Origin of the sequence: Deinococcus sp. AB2017081, from assembly GCF_034440735.1 — a bacterium.
In the GTDB taxonomy this organism is placed as follows: Bacteria; Deinococcota; Deinococci; order Deinococcales; family Deinococcaceae; genus Deinococcus; species Deinococcus rufus.
The window spans coordinates 3,189,329-3,207,350 of the sequence record NZ_CP140098.1 but is presented as its reverse complement, the minus strand read 5'-3'; the positions used below and the strand labels follow the sequence as shown (position 1 = coordinate 3,207,350).

22 protein-coding genes are annotated in these 18,022 nt (G+C 69.0%); 19 read left to right on the top strand and 3 right to left on the bottom strand.

The window, feature by feature from the left end:
• Positions 1-2: 2 nt before the first annotated feature.
• The 5 genes from U2P90_RS15715 to U2P90_RS15695 all read left to right on the top strand — a co-directional run bounded on the left by U2P90_RS15715 (position 3) and on the right by U2P90_RS15695 (position 6,435).
• Positions 3-491, top strand: coding sequence for a hypothetical protein (locus U2P90_RS15715; RefSeq protein ID WP_295818232.1), 489 nt, complete (start codon positions 3-5; stop codon positions 489-491).
• Entirely contained in the window at positions 484-2,673 is a 2,190-nt protein-coding gene (locus U2P90_RS15710; RefSeq protein WP_322472854.1) for a DUF5682 family protein, read from the top strand. The genes U2P90_RS15715 and U2P90_RS15710 overlap by 8 nt, the downstream gene beginning before the upstream one ends.
• 213 nt (positions 2,674-2,886) lie before the next feature.
• Positions 2,887-4,776 (top strand): putative bifunctional diguanylate cyclase/phosphodiesterase, encoded by a 1,890-nt coding sequence (locus U2P90_RS15705; protein ID WP_322472853.1) that lies wholly within the window; start codon positions 2,887-2,889, stop codon positions 4,774-4,776.
• A 55-nt stretch (positions 4,777-4,831) separates the two neighbouring features.
• Positions 4,832-6,016, top strand: coding sequence for a VWA domain-containing protein (locus tag U2P90_RS15700; protein ID WP_322472852.1), 1,185 nt, complete (start codon positions 4,832-4,834; stop codon positions 6,014-6,016).
• Between the two features lie 8 nt (positions 6,017-6,024).
• Positions 6,025-6,435: a DUF6636 domain-containing protein gene (locus U2P90_RS15695; protein ID WP_322472851.1), complete on the top strand. Its 411-nt coding sequence runs from the start codon at positions 6,025-6,027 to the stop codon at positions 6,433-6,435.
• 206 nt (positions 6,436-6,641) lie between these two features.
• Here U2P90_RS15695 and U2P90_RS15690 read toward each other — a convergent pair whose 3' ends face one another.
• On the bottom strand, positions 6,642-7,109 hold the full coding sequence (locus U2P90_RS15690; RefSeq protein WP_295818222.1) for a DUF4188 domain-containing protein: 468 nt from the start codon (positions 7,107-7,109) through the stop codon (positions 6,642-6,644).
• 70 nt (positions 7,110-7,179) lie between these two features.
• On the opposite strand from U2P90_RS15690, the gene U2P90_RS15685 reads away from it, so the two are divergent.
• From U2P90_RS15685 to U2P90_RS15640, 10 genes are all read left to right on the top strand, one after another.
• Positions 7,180-7,719, top strand: coding sequence for a PadR family transcriptional regulator (locus U2P90_RS15685; protein WP_322472850.1), 540 nt, complete (start codon positions 7,180-7,182; stop codon positions 7,717-7,719).
• Between the two features lie 119 nt (positions 7,720-7,838).
• Positions 7,839-8,081 carry a translation initiation factor IF-1 gene (gene infA, locus U2P90_RS15680; protein WP_136390123.1) on the top strand — a complete coding sequence of 81 codons (243 nt, stop codon included), beginning with the start codon at positions 7,839-7,841 and terminating at the stop codon, positions 8,079-8,081.
• 106 nt (positions 8,082-8,187) lie between these two features.
• Positions 8,188-8,301, top strand: coding sequence for a 50S ribosomal protein L36 (rpmJ, locus tag U2P90_RS15675; protein WP_019012075.1), 114 nt, complete (start codon positions 8,188-8,190; stop codon positions 8,299-8,301).
• Between the two features lies 1 nt (position 8,302).
• Entirely contained in the window at positions 8,303-8,683 is a 381-nt protein-coding gene (rpsM, locus tag U2P90_RS15670) for a 30S ribosomal protein S13 (RefSeq protein ID WP_295818216.1), read from the top strand.
• A gap of 3 nt (positions 8,684-8,686) precedes the next feature.
• The gene (rpsK, locus tag U2P90_RS15665; RefSeq protein WP_295818214.1) at positions 8,687-9,082 is read left to right on the top strand and encodes a 30S ribosomal protein S11; all 396 of its coding nucleotides are present in this window, start codon (positions 8,687-8,689) and stop codon (positions 9,080-9,082) included.
• 143 nt (positions 9,083-9,225) lie between these two features.
• Positions 9,226-9,846 carry a 30S ribosomal protein S4 gene (rpsD, locus tag U2P90_RS15660; protein WP_295818209.1) on the top strand — a complete coding sequence of 207 codons (621 nt, stop codon included), beginning with the start codon at positions 9,226-9,228 and terminating at the stop codon, positions 9,844-9,846.
• Positions 9,847-9,860: 14 nt separating this feature from the next.
• A complete protein-coding gene (locus U2P90_RS15655; protein WP_322472849.1) occupies positions 9,861-10,865 on the top strand; it encodes a DNA-directed RNA polymerase subunit alpha in 1,005 nt (334 codons plus the stop codon).
• 87 nt (positions 10,866-10,952) lie between these two features.
• Positions 10,953-11,303, top strand: a complete 351-nt coding sequence (rplQ, locus tag U2P90_RS15650; protein WP_295818205.1) for a 50S ribosomal protein L17 — start codon at positions 10,953-10,955, stop codon at positions 11,301-11,303.
• A gap of 291 nt (positions 11,304-11,594) precedes the next feature.
• On the top strand, positions 11,595-12,752 hold the full coding sequence (locus U2P90_RS15645; RefSeq protein ID WP_322472848.1) for a GGDEF domain-containing protein: 1,158 nt from the start codon (positions 11,595-11,597) through the stop codon (positions 12,750-12,752).
• A 46-nt stretch (positions 12,753-12,798) separates the two neighbouring features.
• Complete coding sequence (locus U2P90_RS15640) at positions 12,799-13,380, top strand: RBBP9/YdeN family alpha/beta hydrolase (RefSeq protein WP_322472847.1); 582 nt, start codon at positions 12,799-12,801, stop codon at positions 13,378-13,380.
• Between the two features lie 213 nt (positions 13,381-13,593).
• Here U2P90_RS15640 and trxA read toward each other — a convergent pair whose 3' ends face one another.
• On the bottom strand, positions 13,594-13,953 hold the full coding sequence (gene trxA, locus U2P90_RS15635) for a thioredoxin (RefSeq protein ID WP_295818196.1): 360 nt from the start codon (positions 13,951-13,953) through the stop codon (positions 13,594-13,596).
• 113 nt (positions 13,954-14,066) lie between these two features.
• Between trxA and U2P90_RS15630 the strand changes: the two genes are divergently transcribed.
• The 4 genes from U2P90_RS15630 (at position 14,067) to U2P90_RS15615 (ending at position 17,421) form a co-directional block, all read left to right on the top strand.
• A complete protein-coding gene (locus U2P90_RS15630) occupies positions 14,067-14,420 on the top strand; it encodes a DUF309 domain-containing protein (protein WP_322472846.1) in 354 nt (117 codons plus the stop codon).
• 103 nt (positions 14,421-14,523) lie between these two features.
• The gene (locus U2P90_RS15625) at positions 14,524-15,135 is read left to right on the top strand and encodes an NYN domain-containing protein (protein ID WP_295818191.1); all 612 of its coding nucleotides are present in this window, start codon (positions 14,524-14,526) and stop codon (positions 15,133-15,135) included.
• Complete coding sequence (gene plsX / locus U2P90_RS15620; protein ID WP_322472845.1) at positions 15,125-16,183, top strand: phosphate acyltransferase PlsX; 1,059 nt, start codon at positions 15,125-15,127, stop codon at positions 16,181-16,183. The genes U2P90_RS15625 and plsX overlap by 11 nt, the downstream gene beginning before the upstream one ends.
• 50 nt (positions 16,184-16,233) lie before the next feature.
• Positions 16,234-17,421 carry a mechanosensitive ion channel family protein gene (locus U2P90_RS15615; RefSeq protein ID WP_295818186.1) on the top strand — a complete coding sequence of 396 codons (1,188 nt, stop codon included), beginning with the start codon at positions 16,234-16,236 and terminating at the stop codon, positions 17,419-17,421.
• Between the two features lie 67 nt (positions 17,422-17,488).
• Here U2P90_RS15615 and U2P90_RS15610 read toward each other — a convergent pair whose 3' ends face one another.
• Positions 17,489-17,983 carry a pyridoxamine 5'-phosphate oxidase family protein gene (locus U2P90_RS15610; RefSeq protein ID WP_295818183.1) on the bottom strand — a complete coding sequence of 165 codons (495 nt, stop codon included), beginning with the start codon at positions 17,981-17,983 and terminating at the stop codon, positions 17,489-17,491.
• Between the last annotated feature and the right edge of the window lie 39 nt (positions 17,984-18,022).

Here is an 18,022-nt window from a genome sequence, read left to right as displayed (position 1 = left end):
TCATGGACGCTGTTTTCCCCGTTGATCAATTACGACCGCTGTACGCCGAGCTCTTCCAGGGCCCTCAACTGGAAGGCCGCCACACTGCGAACTGCGAGGTGCACTTCGCGCCGTTCGAACTGCCCAACCCCAATAACGACGAGGCGTCAGAAGACTATGAACCGCTGACCTTCGAATCCCCCCTGCGACTGGACTTCATCGATCTGCCCAGTCTGAACCTGGATGTGCTGGCGGGACAGACCTTCACCTTCCCTGTCAACCCGGAACCCGGCTACATTGACGGTTCGGTCTACTTCGTTGGCGCGCATAACCCGGTGGACATCACCCGCATCACTTTCGGGACGTTGACCGAGCACGGCTTGCCGGTGATATTCGAGGGAACGTGGCTGATGGAATTCGAGGCGTCCGGCTTTCAGGACTTCGCTGTGACGATCCGCACGACGCTCAGATTACGAGAAGTGCAGAACCATACTGATTCCCACGATGGCTGACCTCTCCATTTTCCCTATCCGTCATCATGGCCCTGGCAGTGCGCGGTCGCTGGAGCATGCGCTGTCGCAGCTCAATCCAGACGTGGTGCTGGTCGAGGGGCCGTCCGATGCGGATGCCGTGCTGCCGTTCCTGGCGCAGGCGGAGATGACACCGCCTGTGGCGTTGCTGGGCTACGTGAACGACGATCCTGCTAAAGCGTCGTTCTGGCCGTTTGCGGCTTTCAGTCCGGAGTTCGTGGCGTTCCGCTGGGCGGCGCGGGCGGGCGTGTCGGCGCGGTTCATGGATCTTCCGGCGTCGGCCACATTGGCAGGCGAGCGGGAGGAGGACGAGTCGGACGACCTGCACAGCGACCCCCTGCGGGTGCTGGCCGAGGCAGCGGGGTACGCCGATTTCGAGCGCTGGTGGGAAACGCTGGTCGAGGCGCGGGGCGACGACTTCGATGTCTTCGAGGCTGTGCTGGAGGCCATGCGGGCTGTGCGGGCGGACGCCCCGCCCGCGTCGGGCCGGGAGGCGCAGCGCGAGGCGTGCATGCGGCAGGCGATCCGCGCGGCGCTGAAGGATGGAGCGCAGCGCGTGGCGGTGGTCTGCGGGGCGTGGCACGCGCCCGTGCTGGACGTACACGCCTTCAAGGCGAAGGATGACGCGGCGCTGCTGAAGGGCCTGCCGAAGGCGAAGGTCACGCTGACCTGGGTGCCGTGGACGCACGGTCGCCTCAGCACGGGCAGTGGCTACGGGGCGGGCGTGCGGTCGCCGGGGTACTACCATCACCTGTTCACGACGCGGCGGGACGTGACGGAACGCTGGTTCGCGCGGGTGGCGCGGCTGCTGCGCGAGCAGCGGCTGGAGGCGAGCAGCGCGTCCGTGATCGAGTCGACGCGGCTGGCGAACACCCTGGCGGCCCTGCGCGGGCGGGCGCTGCCGGGCCTGGACGAGCTGAACGAGGCGGCCCTGAGCGTGTTCGGGTGGGACAGTGACCTGCCCCTGCGGCTGATCGAGCGGCAGCTGATCGTGGGCGAGGCGCTGGGCGAGGTGCCGGAGGGCGTGCCGACGGTGCCGCTGGCGCAGGATCTGGCGAAACTCCAGAAGAGCCTGCGGCTGAAGGTGCAGCCCGAGCAGACGGAGCTGACCCTCGACCTGCGCGCCGACAACGATCTGGCGCGCAGCGCGCTGTTCCACCGCCTGAACATGCTGGGCGTACCGTGGGCGCAGGAGCGGTACGCGGGCGGGCGCGGCACCTTCAAGGAGGCGTGGGCGCTGGCGTGGAAGCCGGAGTTCAGCGTGCGGCTGGTCGAGGCGAGCCGCAGCGGGCAGACGGTGATGGACGCGGCGACGGCGGTGGCGGTGGAGTCGGCGCGGGGGGCGGGCACGCTGGCGGAACTCACGACGCTGCTGGAGGCCGTGCGCTATGCCGACCTGACCGGCGCGCTGCCGGTGGCGCTGGCGGCGCTGGACGCGCGGGCGGCGGGCAACGCGGATGTGAGCGACCTGCTGGAGGCCCTGCCGCCGCTGGCGCGGCTGGCCCGCTACGGCGACGTGCGCGGCCGGGACGGCGGGTCGAACGCGCTGGCCGGGGCGACGTTCCGGACGCTGCTCACGCGGGCGGGCGTGGGCCTGCCGCTGGCGGCGGTGGGTCTCGCGGACGACGCGGCGGCCACCCTGCGCGGGCTCGTGAACGCGGCGGACAGCGCGGTGCGTTTGCTGGACGACGGAGCGGTGACGGCCGAGTGGCACGTGGCCCTGGCGCGCGTGGCCGACCGGGACGACACGCACCCGTTGCTGAACGGCGACGCGGTGCGCCGGTTGAGGGACGCGGCCGTGCTGGACGGCACGGAGATCGAGCGCCGCCTGGGCCTCGCGCTGGGTGCGGGCGTGCCGCTGGAGGTCACGGCGTGGCTGGACGGCTTCCTGGGCGACAGCGGCGCGCTGCTCGTCCACGACCCGGCGCTGCTGGGCCTGCTCGACGGCTGGCTGACCACGCTCGACGCGGACGTGTTCCAGGAGACGCTGCCGCTGCTGCGGCGGGTGTTTTCCCGCTTCGAGAAGCCGGAGCGGCGGCAGATCGGGGAGGCGCTGCGGGAGGGCGGTGCCCCTGGCCGGCGCGTGCAGCACGTCCTGGACGGGGAACGGGCGCGGCGGGCTGTGCCGGTGGTGCTGCGGCTGCTGGGTGTGTCGACCGCATGAATCCGGGGCGAGATCTGCATGGACTGGCGTGGAGCCCCCGCAGAACCATGGACGCCGCTGAATTGTGATGAAAACCACCGTGCTGAAAATGTAAGAGGAGCGTTGAGGCGCCGGCGTACTCTGAGACTGGTTCTGACCACCTCTGCACCTATGACCGACCTTCCCGAGCCGACGTCCATGCCTGCACCGACGGTCCCGACAGCGTTGCCCTCAATGCGGGACGATGCGGGTCGTGGCCGGGTCGCGGTCTGGGTGATCCTCGTGGCGGGCACGCTGGGCCACGTGATCTCGCTGGCCCAGGGGCTGCAGATGCCCGGGTATTTCCAGCCCGTCGACTGGGTGCTGGGCACCGCGATCCTGGCCACCATGCTGGCGCTGGGGATCGCCACCGGGCTGGGGGTGGGCCGCCGGCCGGTGATCTCGCTCATGCTCGTGGCGAACATCGCGTTCCTGCTGGCCCGGCTGGGCGTGGCGCTGTTCGTGGTGGGTACCACCGAGCGCATCCTGATCGACCTCGCGACCCTGATGGGCTGGGTGCTGACCATGCCGATGATCGAGGCGAGCATGCGGACCTCGGCGCTGGCCCACCGCATGAGTACAGCCCTGCCGTTCGCCCTGCTGGCCCTGACCGGCGCATACGCGCTGACGCCAGCCAGTGCCCTGGTGCGGCCAGAGGTGTGGTTCGGACTGGGCCAGCTGGCCCTGAGCAGCCTGGGCGTGGTGCTCGGCGCCCGGATGGTGAACACGCTGCGCGCCACGCTGCACCGCACCCGGGAAGACAACGCGGCCCTGACGCGCCGGGCGTTCGTCGATCCCCTGACCGGCCTGCACAACCGCGCGTTTCTGGACGAGGATCTGCTGGAGCGCGTGGCCGGTGGGGAGCCCTTCGCCGTGCTCTTCCTGGATCTGGACGGCTTCAAGGCGATCAACGACACGCTGGGGCACGCGACCGGGGACGAGACGCTGCGGCTGGTGGCGCAGCGGTTGTGGGCGCTGTCGCCTCCACGCGGCGGTGTGGCACGCGTCAGTGGCGATGAATTCGTGATGGTCGTGCCGGGCGACGACCTGCGGGAGGTCGCAGGGGTTGCCCAGCGGGTCGTGGAGGCCATGGTGGCGACCTTCAGTGTGGCCGGACAGGACCTGCGCCTGAGTGTCAGCGTGGGGGTCGCCCGATGTCCGCAGGACGCCACGGATGCCCGCGACCTGCTGCTGAGGGCCGACCGCGCCATGTATGCCGTCAAGCGCAGTGGGAAGAACGGCGTCCGGCTCTACAGCGGCCACCTGATGGATCAGGACGAGCGCCGGCAACTGCTGGAACGCGAACTCCGGCACGCCCAGGAACGCGGGCAGCTGTACGTGGAGTTCCAGCCGATCTGCACGGTATCCACCGGCCGTCCGGTGTGTCTGGAGGCGCTGGTGCGCTGGCGGCACCCCGACTTCGGGGTGGTCGGGCCGGACGTGTTCATTTCGATTGCGGAGGACGCCGGTCTGATCACGTCGCTGGGCGAGTGGGTGCTCTGCGAGGCGCTGGCAGCGGCGGCCCGCTGGCAGTCGGCGGGATTCGCGGCCGTGCGGGTGGCGGTGAACGTCTCGCCGCTCCAGCTCATGCAGCCCCAGTTCGCGCAGATGGTGGAGCGGGAACTGGCCCGCGCCGGCCTGCCGGCTTCGGCGCTGGAACTGGAGGTCACCGAGGGCATCGACCTGCGGGGCCGCCTGCATGTCGAACGCAGCGTGGAGACCGTCCGGGCGCTGGGCGTGCGGCTGTCACTGGACGACTTCGGGACGGGATTCGCGTCCCTGTCACGGCTCAACGAGCTGCCGGTCGGTGTCGTCAAGATCGACCGGGTGTTCGTCGCCGATCTCACGGGCGTCGTGGATCGGCCGCGGCGGCGCTATGTGCGCACCCTGATCTCGGCCATGGTGACCGTCACTGCGACCCTGGGCCTGGAACTCGTGGCCGAGGGTGTGGAGACCGCCGAGCAATATGATGAGCTGGTGGCGCTCGGCTGCACCCATGTCCAGGGCTACCTGTTCTCGCGCCCGGTGCCCGAGGCCGAGGTGATTCCGCTGCTCGGCCGCAATGTTCAGAATGGAGTGTTATGATTCTGTGTATGACAGAATGGACGATCTGGTCTCCGCGTGCTGTGGGTCGACCTCTGTGACGCTGGCCGATGTCGAACGGCGGCGGCGCTGGCGCCTCGTGCTGGGCGGCGGCGACGCTGACGGTCTGGCGGCGGCGGGCGACACGACGGCTGAACTGGGAGTGCTCGACCGTCGCCTGGACGAGGCCCTGGGCGGCCTGTACGATGCCGACCCCGGTGCCCGGCGGGGCGGGCTGGGCGCGAGTGCCCCGAAGGTCGCCCGCTGGCTCGCGGATCTGCGCGAGTTCTTCCCGTCAGATGTGGTGCGCGTCATGCAGGGCGACGCCATCGAGAGATTGAACCTCCAGCAGCTCCTGTTCGAACCGGAGATGCTGGAGGGTGTGGAGCCGGACGTGAACCTCGTGGGCACGCTGCTGACCCTGAAGGGCGTGATGCCCGAGAAGGCGAAGGACGCCGCCCGCGCCGTGGTGAGAAGGGTCGTGGACGACCTGACGCGCCGCCTGGAGGAACCCACCCGCGCCGCCGTGAGTGGCAGCCTGAACCGCGCCCAGCGCAACTTCCGCCCCCGCCCCGCCGAGATCGACTGGGATCGCACCATCCGCGCCAACCTGAAGACGTATCAGCCCGACCGGAACACCGTGATTCCCGAGCGCCTGATCGGCATGGGCCGCAAACGCCGCTCGCTGCGTGACATCGTCCTGTGTCTTGACCAGTCGGGCAGCATGGCGTCCAGCGTCGTGTACGCCGGTGTGTTCGGCGCGGTGCTGGCGTCCCTCCCCGCTGTCAGCACCCGCGTGGTCGTGTTCGACACCGGGGTCGTGGATCTCAGCGAACATCTGGACGACCCGGTGGACGTCCTGTACGGCATCCAGCTGGGCGGCGGCACCGACATCAACCGGGCGCTGGCCTACTGCCAGGGCGTGATCCAGCGACCCGAGCAGACCGTCATGGTCCTGATCTCCGACCTGTACGAGGGCGGGAACGAGCGCGAGATGCTGGCCCGTGCCCGCACGCTGAAGGACAGTGGCGTGCAGGTCGTCGCCCTGCTGGCCCTGTCGGACGAGGGCGCGCCGAGCTACGACCACGGCGTGGCCCGCGCCTTCGCCGGTATGGGCATTCCCGCCTTTGCGTGCACCCCGGATCACTTCCCCGGTCTGATGGCCGCCGCCATCCGCGGCGACGACGTGAGCACGTGGGCGGGCGAGCAGGGCCTGGTCGTGCGCGGTGGGGCGGCGGGATGAGGGGGCCAGTGCTGGGCCTCCTGCTGTCGCTCTCCGGTGCCGCTGCGGCCCAGGGCATGACCCCCACCGGGTTCCAGCTGCCCTCCGGGCGGCTGCACTGCCAGGCGCAGGCCGCCGACCCGGCCAGCGGGCAGGCGGCCACGGTCCGCTGCGACGTCATGGGGGCCAGCTTCCGCGCTCCACCCAGGGAAGACTGCCCGCTGGACTTCGGGGACGCCCTGTCCCTGTCGGCCACCGGGCGGGCCACCTGGGTCTGCCACGGGGACACCGTCGCTGATCCCCGGTTGCCCGTGCTGGCCTACGGTCAGGTCTGGAATTGGCACGGGCTGCGCTGCTCCTCGGCGGTGACGGGTGTCCGGTGCGTGAACCGGGACGGGCACGGGTTTGAACTCGCCCGCCGCCAGGCCCGCGTGTTCTGAGCGGCGGCGATCGGATCCCCGGCCGGGAGTGGACGATGCCGGCGGTGCAGAGGGCGCTCCGTCCGGGGGGCACAGCAGGTTGCAGGGGGAGTGAGGGGTTCCCTCACTCCCCCTGAACCGAGCGGAGCGAGTGACGGACACGGCAGCGGTTGGACGTGGAAGTGAGGGGCATCCGTTCAGCCCCGGGGTGGAACTGAACACCGCTGTCAGTCGGCCGCCTGCCCCATTCGCCCCCTGGCGCTCTCGCGCCGGCCGGTCGCTGGCACCAGCGTGCCCACCCGCCCGAGGCCGAAGGGTGGCATGGCGTAGTACACGGTCTCGTAGGCGCCGGCCTCGACGTGGTAGGTCTCGTGCCAGATCCCCACGGCGCTGGGGGAGCGGCGGGCCGCGCGGTAGAACGCCCGCCACGCAGGCAGGTGCTCGCGGTCACGGGCCTGGGCGTACGCCTGCAGGTGCTCGGCGCTGCGCCAGTACTGGATCAGCGTGGTGCCGTGCCCCTGGCCCCCCAGCAACCCCAGTTCCGGGTGCCGCTGCAGTTCGCTGAGCATGCGCGGCATGGCGCGGACGACCGGCAGCCATGCCGGCACGTTCCACGGCTGGTTGATCCGGGCGCCGATCATGAAGACGACGAAGGATCCCTCGATCTCGGCAGTCAGGCGGGTGGGGCTGGGCATCGGCAACCTCCTGTCCGTCCACTCTGAATGGTCTACTCTGGACGGTCTGGTGTGACTGTACACTGGAACGGTGAGTGATGCAACGCTCGGCCCGTCCGCATACATCGTCCTGGGGTTGCTGGGCGGCTGCGGCGGTGGCACGTCGTACGACCTCAAGCGCTGGGCAGACACGTCGGTGGGGTACTTCTGGACGTTTCCCCGGTCACAGCTGTATGCCGAACCACAGCGACTGGCCGACCTGGGCCTGCTGGAGGCCCAGCAGGAGGACAGCGGTCGGCGGCGGCGCGTATACACCGTCACCCCGGCGGGCCGCGCCGTCCTGCGCGCGTGGCTGGACACCCCTGCCGGTCAGCCCGAACTGCGTGACGAGGGCCTGCTGAAACTCTTCTTCAGTGCACAGGCCACGCCGGGGACGGTGGGCCGGCTGGCGGCCGGACAGCTGGAACTGCACCAGCAGCGCCTGGCCATCTACGAGACCATTGCGGCGTCCGGTGGGGGTTCACACATGACTGGGCAGGATCCGCTGGACATGGGGCTGCTCTACGAACGTGCATCGGTGGCGTTCTGGCGCACCGTGCTGGATGGCCAGCCCTCCGGCAGGTCGAGCTGAACGGGTCGCGCGGCACGGCGGTCTGACAACTGTGAGCCGCATTTGACCACCCGGACAGGGGCGTGATACCTTTACGTTTGGCTTGTATCAAGCCTGGAGGTTGCGTGGCGAGACGAAAAATGCCGGAACAGCGGGAAAAACGCGTCAAGAAGGAAGATGACACCGTACGTGCCGAGGGCGTCGTGGAAGAAGCGCTGCCCAACACGACCTTCCGGGTAAAGCTGGATACGGGGCACGACATCCTGGCGTACATCAGCGGGAAGATGCGTATCCACTACATCCGCATCCTGCCCGGCGACCGTGTGGTTCTGGAAATCAGCCCCTACGACACCACGCGTGGGCGCATCGTCTACCGCAAGTAACCGACGGGCGGAAGTACCCAACAGATTCCCCACCCGACCGAGGTGGGTGGGGGGTCGAGCGCTGCCAGTCAGCACCACGATTGGTGTGGCGGCGCGAGGAGGACACATGAAAGTTCGGAGCAGTGTCAAGAAGATGTGCGACAACTGCAAGGTGATCCGCCGCCATGGGCGCGTGCTGGTCATCTGCACCAACGTCAAGCACAAGCAGAGGCAGGGCTGATATGGCGCGCGTAGCTGGCGTTGACCTGCCCCGCGAGAAGCGCATCGAGATCGCGCTGACCTACATCTACGGCATCGGCCTGACCCGCAGCAAGGAAGTCCTGGCGCGCACGGGGATCAACCCCGACACCCGCACCAAGAACCTGACCGAAGCGGAACAGAGCACCCTGCGTGAGGCCATCGAGAAGACCTACAAGGTCGAGGGTGACCTGCGCAGCGAGGTCGGTCAGAACATCAAGCGTCTGATGGACATCGGCGCGTACCGTGGCCTGCGTCACCGCCGCGGCCTGCCCGTGCGCGGCCAGCGCACCAAGACGAACGCCCGCACCCGCAAGGGACCGCGCAAGACCGTCGCCGGCAAGAAAAAGGCCACGAGGAAGTAAGCCATGGCGAAATCCACCAAGGGCAAGACTCCGCGCCGCGCCCGGCGCAACATCAGCGCTGGCCGTGCCTACGTGCACGCCAGCTACAACAACACCATCGTCACCATCACCGACCTCGACGGCAACAGCGTTGCCTGGAGCAGCGGCGGGACGATCGGTTACAAGGGCAGCAAGAAGGGCACGCCCTACGCGGCCCAGCTCGCCGCCGCCGACGCGGTGAAGAAGGCCCAGCAGACCTTCGGTATGGCGGCTGTGGACGTCGTGGTGCGGGGCAGCGGCTCCGGCCGCGAGCAGGCCATCCGCGCCATCCAGGCGTCGGGCATTGAAGTGAAGTCCATCATGGACGACACCCCCGTGCCGCACAACGGCTGCCGCCCGAAGAAGAAGTTCCGCGCCTAAGCGCATTGCCGCTGCCCACCTGCCCCGCCTCCACTGTCCGTGCGGACATGAGCCCCACCACAGGCGAACGGAGGCGGGCACCAGAGGGCGGCAGACCCGGTGCCGGGCCGCACGCGGCCTGCGCCGCACAGAGGAGAATTTGAATGGGTCGTTTCCGTGGTTCCATCACCAAACAGAGTCGCCGCGAGGGGATCAACCTCGCCGAAACCGAGAAAGTCCAGAAGTACCTGGACAAGCGCCCCTATGCGCCCGGCCAGCACGGCCAGCGCCGCGGTCGCGGTCGTCCGAGCGACTACAGCGTCCGTCTGCGCGAGAAGCAGAAGCTCGCCCGCCTGTACGGCATGGGTGAGAAGCAGTTCCGCAACCTCTTCGAGGAAGCGGCCAACGTCCCCGGCGTGACCGGCACGGTGTTCCTGCAGCTGCTCGAACGCCGCCTGGACAACGTCGTGTTCCGCATGGGCTTCGCCAGCACCCGCCGTCAGGCCCGTCAGTTCGTCGGTCACGGCCACATCCTCGTGAACGGCAAGAAGGTCGACGTGCCCAGCTACCGCGTCAAGATCGGCGACGAGCTGACCGTGGCCGAGGGCAGCCGCAGCATGGGCTTCATCCAGGAGAACATGGAAGCGCAGAAGCGCCGCCGCGTCGCGCCCTGGGTGGAACTGAACCCCGACAACTTCACCGGCACCTTCTCCCGCCTGCCCGCACGCGAGGATCTGGCGCTGCCGATCAACGAGAACTTCATCATCGAGTACTACTCGCGCTAATTCAGGAGGCCCCAGTGGATCAAAAGCGCCCTCAACTCAAAGCCCGCGTGGACGGCGATTACGGCGAGTTCGTCCTGGAACCGCTCACGCGCGGTTACGGCGTCACCATCGGGAACCCCATCCGGCGCATCCTGATGTCCTCGATCCCCGGCACGGCCGTCACGTCCGTGTACATCGAGGACGTGCTGCACGAGTTCTCCACCATCCCTGGCGTCAAGGAAGATGTCATCCAGCTCATCCTGAACCTCAAGGAACTCGTCGTGAAGTTTCATGCCACCGGCCCCAAGACCCTGACGCTGCGCGCGCAGGGTGAGGGAGTCGTGCGGGCGAGCGCCTTCGAGGTGCCGTCCGACGCCGAGATCGTCAACCCGGATCTGGTCATCGCGACCCTGGCCGAGGACGGCAAGCTGGTCATGGAAGTGCGCGTGGAAGAAGGCGAGGGCTACGTGCCCGCCGACAAGCACGCGACCAAAGACCGCATCAACAGCATTCCGGTCGATGCCGTGTTCTCGCCGGTGCGCCGCGTGGCCTACCACGTGGAGAACACCCGCGTGGGCCAGCAGACCGACCTGGATCGCCTGATCCTGCGCGTCTGGACCGACGGCAGCGCCAGCCCCCAGGACGCCCTGGACAAGGCCGTGGAGATCCTGCGTGACGAACTGACCGTGTTCGGCAACGTGGAGACCCTCCCGGCCCTGGCGCCCGAGTACCAGCCGCCGGTCTACACGCCCGCGCCCGTGCCCCAGGCGAACGTGTACGACCTGCCCCCCACGCCCGCGTCGCTGAACCTCAACCCCGGGGACTACCCGGCCGAGATGGACAGCCCCCGCGTGACGCTGGAAGGCCTGGGTCTCACCACCCGCGTGCTGCACTCGCTGAAGGAAGAAGGCATCGACTCGGTGGACGCCCTGTGTGCCCTGAGCGACCGCGACCTGAAGAAGGTGCCGGGCATCGGCGAGCGCAGCCTCGACGAGATCAAACAGCAACTCGCCCAGTTCGGTCTCGCCCTGCGCGACTGACAGACGGTGGCGTCTGCCACCCGAGAGCGGGCCACCGAACCCCACCCCCAGCAGACGGACACCGTCTGACCCCCAAGGAGACCCACCATGCGCCACGGTAAAGCCGGACGCAAGCTCAACCGCAACAGCAGTGCCCGCGTCGCCCTGGCCCGTGCCCAGGCGACCGCCCTGCTGCGCGAGGGCCGTATCCAGACGACCCTCACGAAGGCCAAGGAGCTGCGCCCCTACGTCGAGAAACTGATCACCACCGCCAAGGGTGGCGACCTGCACGCCCGTCGCCTCGTCGCCCGCGATATCCAAGACAACGCCGTCGTGCGCAAGGTCATGGACGAGGTGGCCCCCCGCTATGCCGAGCGCCAGGGTGGGTACACCCGCATCCTGCGCATCGGCACCCGCCGGGGAGACGGGGTCACCATGGCCCTGATCGAACTCGTCTGAACGCACGTCGCTGACCCAGCTGAGACAGCCCCCGCCTCTGTGGCGGGGGCTGTCGTGCTGTGGTCGGCCTGCCGCTGACCTTGCCGGTGCCGACGGCCCCGAGCGGTGGTGGGGGGCGCCGACGGCAGACGCGGTGCCCGTTTCCTGCGGCGTCAGCTGGTTCTGGGTGCCGGCGCGCCGCCGGAGCTCGCCCTGTGGCCCCCGGATCCGGCGAATGTCCGGTCTTCACCTCCGGTGACCGGCGGTGCTGTGAGAGTGCGGTCAGAGCGGCCATGGTCTGCTGTGGGCAGGATGCCCGGCCGGTCTATCTTCCTGGGGGACGGCCTGTTCCGCCCGGACGGTGGATCGGGGCGGCTCTCCACGTACCGCGTGGCCCTGCCCCTGGGCCTGAGTGCGCTGCTCGTGTCGATGGTGCTCATGGGCCCAGCGGTCACCACCTCCTTTGACCGGGTCGTGCAGCCGGGGCTGGCCGTGGTGCTGGCGGCGCTGTCCGCAGCGGCGTGGGTGCGCGGTTCTGTCGGGCGCATCGATCAGTTGCTGCTGATCAGCGGCAACGTCTTCCTCGTGTCGCGCCTGGCGTTCACGCTCGCGGCACCTGACCTGCCGGCGCGCGCCGCGATCCTCGCGACCGGGTTGCCGTGGATCGTGGTGCTGCTGCTCATGAACGGCTGGCTCCTGAACCGGCATGCCGCCACGCTGGTCAACGCAGCGGTGGTGTTCAGCGTGGCGCTGTGCGCCCTGGCGTGGTGGCCCGGCACGGCGGGCGGCCCGGACTCTGCCGCTCTGTCCGCAGCCCTGATCCAGCTGCTGTTCGCGTGCACCACCCTGTTGGTCGTGCAGGCCCTCATGGCCCGACACACCGCCGCGCTGCGGCGTCATGTCCAGCAGGCGACGTGGGATGCGAACCAGGACGTCCTGACGGGCCTGCCGAACCGCCGGTCGCTGATGCGGCGACTGGACGCCTGTGCCGCGCGCGAGGACGGTGCGCTGGCTGTCGCCCTGATCGATGTGGATCATTTCAAGGCAGTCAACGACGAGCATGGACACGCGCGGGGAGACGACGTCCTGCGCACCGTGGCGCACGTGTTGCGTGGCTATCTGGGCGGGCGCGGCACGGTGGGCCGGTACGGCGGCGAGGAATTCCTGTGCCTGCTCCCAGACATGGACGCCGCTGCCGCCCGACAGCTCTGCGAGACCCTGCGGGCCCGCGTGGCCGACCTGCCCATGGGCGGGGTGCCGATCACCATCAGTGTGGGGCTGGCGGTGGGAACGGTGCCGGTGCCGCCGCAGACCCTGCTGGAATCGGCCGACGCCGCGCTGTACCGGGCCAAGGCGCGGGGCCGCGACTGCGTGCAGGTCACGGTGCGGCTGCAGCAGGACGGCGCGGCGGTCGGGGCCGCCGCGTCGCCTGGCCGCGTGGAACCCGTCCAGGGCAGCAGCTACGCATGATGTGACGACGATCCGTCCGCGCGGCCACGGCGGGATACGCTGGGGTATGACCGCGACCTCGGTGAACCTCGTGATCGTTCCTGGCCTGGGCGACAGTGGCCCGGAACACTGGCAGAGTCTGTGGACCCAGAAGTTCGGGGCCGCCCGCGTGCGGCAGGATGATCCAGATCACCCCACGCCGGAGGCGTGGTCGGCCCGGCTCCAGGACGTCATCGACGCCACGCCGGGCGAACTGGTGCTGGTGGGGCACTCGTGCGGCGTGCTGACGATCGTGCACTGGGCCCGTCTCTACGGCGGGCACGAGCGCGTGCGCGGAGCCGTGCTGGTCGGCCCGACCGACGCCGATCAGACCTCCACGTACGCGACCCATCCCGGCGTGGCTGGAATGGCCCCCACGCCGATGCAGCCCCTGCCGTTTCCGGCGCTGGTGATCGCCAGTGAGAGCGATCCCTACGTCAGCATGGAGCGGGCCCAGGCCTTCGCCGCGGCCTGGGACGCCGAATTCGTCTCGGCCGGGGACGTGGGCCACATCAACGTGGCGAGTGGTCACGGCGAGTGGCCCGACGGCGAGATCCTGCTGGGCGAGGCCATGCATGCGTGGACACCGCCAGACATCGTCCGGTTCTGAGGGAGGCCATCACGAAGGACGCCCCCGGCGTCCACGTCAGCGGCGCACCAGGTAGAGGCCGGGGCCGATGGCGTGGGTGTCGGCCCCTGAACCATGCACTGCTGCCCTCCCGTTCATCCTGAAGGGAACGGGAGGGCAGCGGTGTCCCCGGTGGATCGTGTGTGTCCGGTCAGCGGGTGGCGCGCACCCACAGGGAAGCGACTGCCTTGCGGCTCAGTTGACGCTAACGCTTTCCGTGCCGGCCGTCACCGGCGCAGGGGCGGCGTACTTGTCGAGCAGGGCCTCGAAGGCCCGTTTGGGCTGGGCCCCCACGACCCCCTCGACCGGCTGGCCGTCCTTGAACAGGATCAGGGTCGGAATGCTCATGACGCGGAACTGGCCCTGGGTGACAGGATTGTCGTCGACGTTCAGCTTCGCGACCTTCACGCGGCCCTCGTACTGGCCGGCAATCTCCTCGATGACGGGCGCGATGATCCGGCAGGGGCCGCACCACGGGGCCCAGAAATCCACCAGGGTCAGGCCCTCGCTGATCTCGCTGGTAAACGTGCTGTCTGAGAGTTCCACAGGCTTCATGTCCAGCACTATACGCCCGGATTACCCCCCCCGGCTATATGACGCATGGGAGAAGCCTAACGCACCGTTCATGGGACGGTGGGCCACCCCCGGGCCCCGGCGTACCCTGGAGTGTGCCCACTGACCTCGCCACCGATCCCCACTGGCTGGACGGCGTCCGGCACTTCAACGCTGGACGGTGGTGGGAGGCCCACGAGGCGTGGGAGCACCCCTGGGCCCAGGCACGCGGCACGTCCCGTGACTTCCTGCAGGCCCTGATCCTGCTGGCGGCGGCCCTGCACAAGCGCTGGGCGCACGGCAGTACGGCCCACCGCAACCTGTACAAGGCCGACGCGTATCTGGCCCGCCTGCCGGGGGTATACGCCGGGGTGGATCTCACGGCCCTGCGGGCCGAGGTCTGGGCAGCCCTGCACGATCCGGTCCGGCGACCCCAGGTGGTGGCCGCGCCGGAGGAGCCCGCCGATTGAGCGTTCGCACTGCCCTCCGCTATCCTGTGGCCGGCTCATACGGCCCATTCACACGACATCGGTTCCGTTCGGCCCCCGGCCGAACGCATTTCTGGAGGATCAGATGGAACGCATGGCACTCTTTATCGACGGCGCGAACGTCTACGCCGCCGCCCGTCGCCTGGGCTGGAATTTCGACCACCGCAAGATCCTGGAGTACTTCTCGGCCGGCGGCAGCGTGTACAACGCCTTCTACTACACGGCGGTACCGGTGCCGATGGACGACAAGCAGAAGCGCTTCACAGACGCCCTGACCTACATGGGCTACACCGTCCGCACCCGGCCCCTGCGCGAGACGACCGACGAGTCCGGCGAGACCTCCAGACGCGCGAACCTGGACATCGAGATCGTCACGGATCTGCTCACCACCGCTGACCGGTACGACACGGCGGTGCTGCTGACCGGCGACGGGGATTTCGAGCGGCCCGTCGAGGTGCTGCGGGCCCGTGGCAAGCGGGTGGTGGTGGCCAGCATCGCCGAGATGACCAGCTACGAGCTGCGCAACGCTGCCGACGCCTACGTGGATTTCAAGGACATCCGCGAGCACGTCGAGCGCCCCGGCTACCGCCTGCCCAGTGACCAGCGGGGCAGTGACCAGCGGGGTGAGGGCTCACGCGGTGCGGAGCACCGGCCGTTCTACGTCTCCGCCACCCTGACCGACAGCGATGAGCGTTGACCCCGACCTGACCGGAGCGGCCGGCACCGCCCTGCCGGTGGCGCTGGACGCGGCAGGGGGCGATCATGGCGCCCCCCCGAATGTCGAGGGCGCGGTGCAGGCGGCGCGGGCCGGAGTGAGCGTGCTGCTGGTCGGGGATCAGGTGCGGCTGCACGCCGAACTCGGGCGGCACGAGGGCAGCGCCAGCCTGCCGCTGGAGGTCGTGCACGCCGACGACGTGATCGGAATGGACGAACACGCCACCGACGTGCGCAGCCGGGCTCAGGCGAGCATCAATGTCTGTACCCGTCTGGTGCGGGAGGGCCGGGCCAGCGCCGCCGTTTCGATGGGCCACTCGGGCGCGACCATGGCGTCGGCGCTGCTGACCCTGGGCCGCCTGAAGGGCGTCGACCGGCCCGCCATCCTGACGCACCTGCCTGCGCGTGGGGGCTTCACGACCATGCTGGACGTCGGCGCGAACGCGGACGTCCGGGCCGTGTACCTCGCGCAGTGGGCGCAGCTGGCCACCGTCTACCTGCGGGTGCTGGAGGGCCGCGAGCAGCCAACGGTCGGCCTGCTGAGCATCGGCGAGGAGGATCACAAGGGCAGCGCCCTGGTGCTGGAGACCCACGCCCTGCTTCGAGCACTCCACGGGCGGGGCATCAACTTCCATGGCAACATCGAGGGCCGCGACATCTTCCTGGGCACCACCGACATCGTGGTCACCGACGGCTTCACCGGGAACGTCTGCCTCAAACTCGCCGAGGGCGAGGCGAAGGTCATGTTCGGCTGGGTGCGCGACGCGATCCAGAGCAGCGTGCGCGGCAAGCTGGGCGGCCTGCTGGTGCGGCCTGCGCTGCGCGGCCTGGCCGACCGCATGGATCCCAGCACCTACGGCGCGAGCATCCTGATCGGCGTGCGCGGTCTGGCCTTCATCGGCCACGGCAGCGCCGACGCCCGCGCCGTGAAGAATGCCCTGCTCCGCGCCGCCCGGGCCCACGAGGCCGGGCTGATTCCCCGCCTTCAGGCGGCGCTGGACGCCGGGCCGGTGGCCCAGCCCGGTGCGTGAGCGGCCGCTGACCTCTTGGCCCCACCCGGGCAATGTGGAATCCTCGGCCGATGTGGCCTGAACTCCTGATCCAACTCCAGAAACCCCAGGTGTGGCTGGGCCTGGCCCTGACCCTGCTGATCGCGTACGCCATGTACCGCTTCGGGCGGGCCCTGCTGCGGGTGCTGGATCCGCATGTCGGCCCCCACCTGCGCCGGGGCCTGAACGTCCTGTGGGTGCTGGTGGTGGTGGTCAGCTGGCTGGCCGTCGCCACGCACATCGCGTACCTGCCGGGCGTCCCGGTGCTGTTCGACCTGGGCCAGGACATCGTCCGCGGCTTCCGCAACTCGGCCGGCCAGTTCCTCGTGATCGTGGCCCTGAGTCTGATCGCCTGGAACCTGATCGGTACCCTCAGCCGCCGGATCGTGGCGGGCGAGGAGTTCAACCGCCGCAGCGTGCGCCTGCAGACCCTCAAGGGCGTCGTCGAGAGCACCCTGAAGGTCATCATCGTCGTGATCGGCCTGATCTCGGGCCTCCAGGCGCTGGGTGTGAACCCGGCAGGTCTGCTGGCCGGCGTGTCGGTCTTCGGTCTGGCCGTGGGCTTCGGGGCCCAGAGCCTGATCAAGGACGTCTTCACGGGCTTTTTTATCCTGCTCGAAGATCAGTACGGGGTCGGCGACGTGATCACCGTGAACAGTGGCCAGCTGTCGGGCGGCGTGGAGAGCGTGAACCTGCGCGTCACGGCCCTGCGCGCCCTGGACGGCACCGTCCATATCATCCCCAACGGGCAGATCAACACGGTCAGCGTGAGCAGCAAGGACTGGTCGCGCGTGGTCGCCGAGGTGGACGTGACCTACGCGGCGAACATCAACGACGCGCTGCGCGTACTGGAGAAGGTCAGCACCGAGATCTACGAGGACGCCGAGTGGAAGCACTTCTTTCTCGAGAAACCCGAGATGCAGGGTGTCACGCAGCTCGCCCCGGACGGCGTGACCCTGCGGGCGCTGTTCAAGGTGCAGCCCAAGAGCCAGTTTGCGATCGGACGCGAATTCAACCGGCGGATCAAGATCGCCATGGATCAGAGCCGCATCGAGATTCCCTTCCCCCAGCGCAGCCTGAATTTCGGCACCACGCCCATCGAGGTGCGCCTGACCCGCGCGCCGGCGACCGGCGGCGATCCCCGTGACGCCCAGGATCGCCGGAACGCTCCCGTGCAGCCTGCCCTGACGCGTGAGCCGGAGGAGGGCGAGCTGACGTGAGCAGGGCTATGGCGGGGGGCGGCACTGGATCGATGCCAGTGCCGCCCCCCGCCTGCTGACTGTCGGCTCAGAGTTTGACGGTGTCGTTCTGACCCATGTGGGCCTGCTGTCCGGTCAGGGCGCCCTTGGCGAGCTGATACAGGGTGCGGATCTTGCCGTCGCTCTCCCAGAACTCTGCGCCGTTCGCGTGAATCTTGATCAGCTGGATGTTCGGGTCGTCCTTGCCGCCCTCGAAGTAGGCCTTGTAGGTATCGCTCCACAGCTCGTCGAGCTTGGCGCGGTCCTCCACCAGCTCTGCCGTGCCGTTGAGACTCACGTACTCGCCGTCGCCGGGCTTGGCATAGGCGAGGTTCACCTGGGGGCGGGTACGCATGTCCGCCACACTCTCGGTGTCCTTGCCGCCGATGAACCACACGTCGCCGTCAAATTCGGTCTGCTGGGTCGTCATGGGCCGCGAGTGCAGGTGCCCCTCGGCGGTGGTGGTGGTCAGCATCGCGAACTTCACGTCCTTGATGATCGAGGCGATCTTCTTCACGGCGTCCTGCTGGCTCAGTTCACTCATGAACCGACCTTGACAGGGACGCCCGCCGCACTCTGAGAG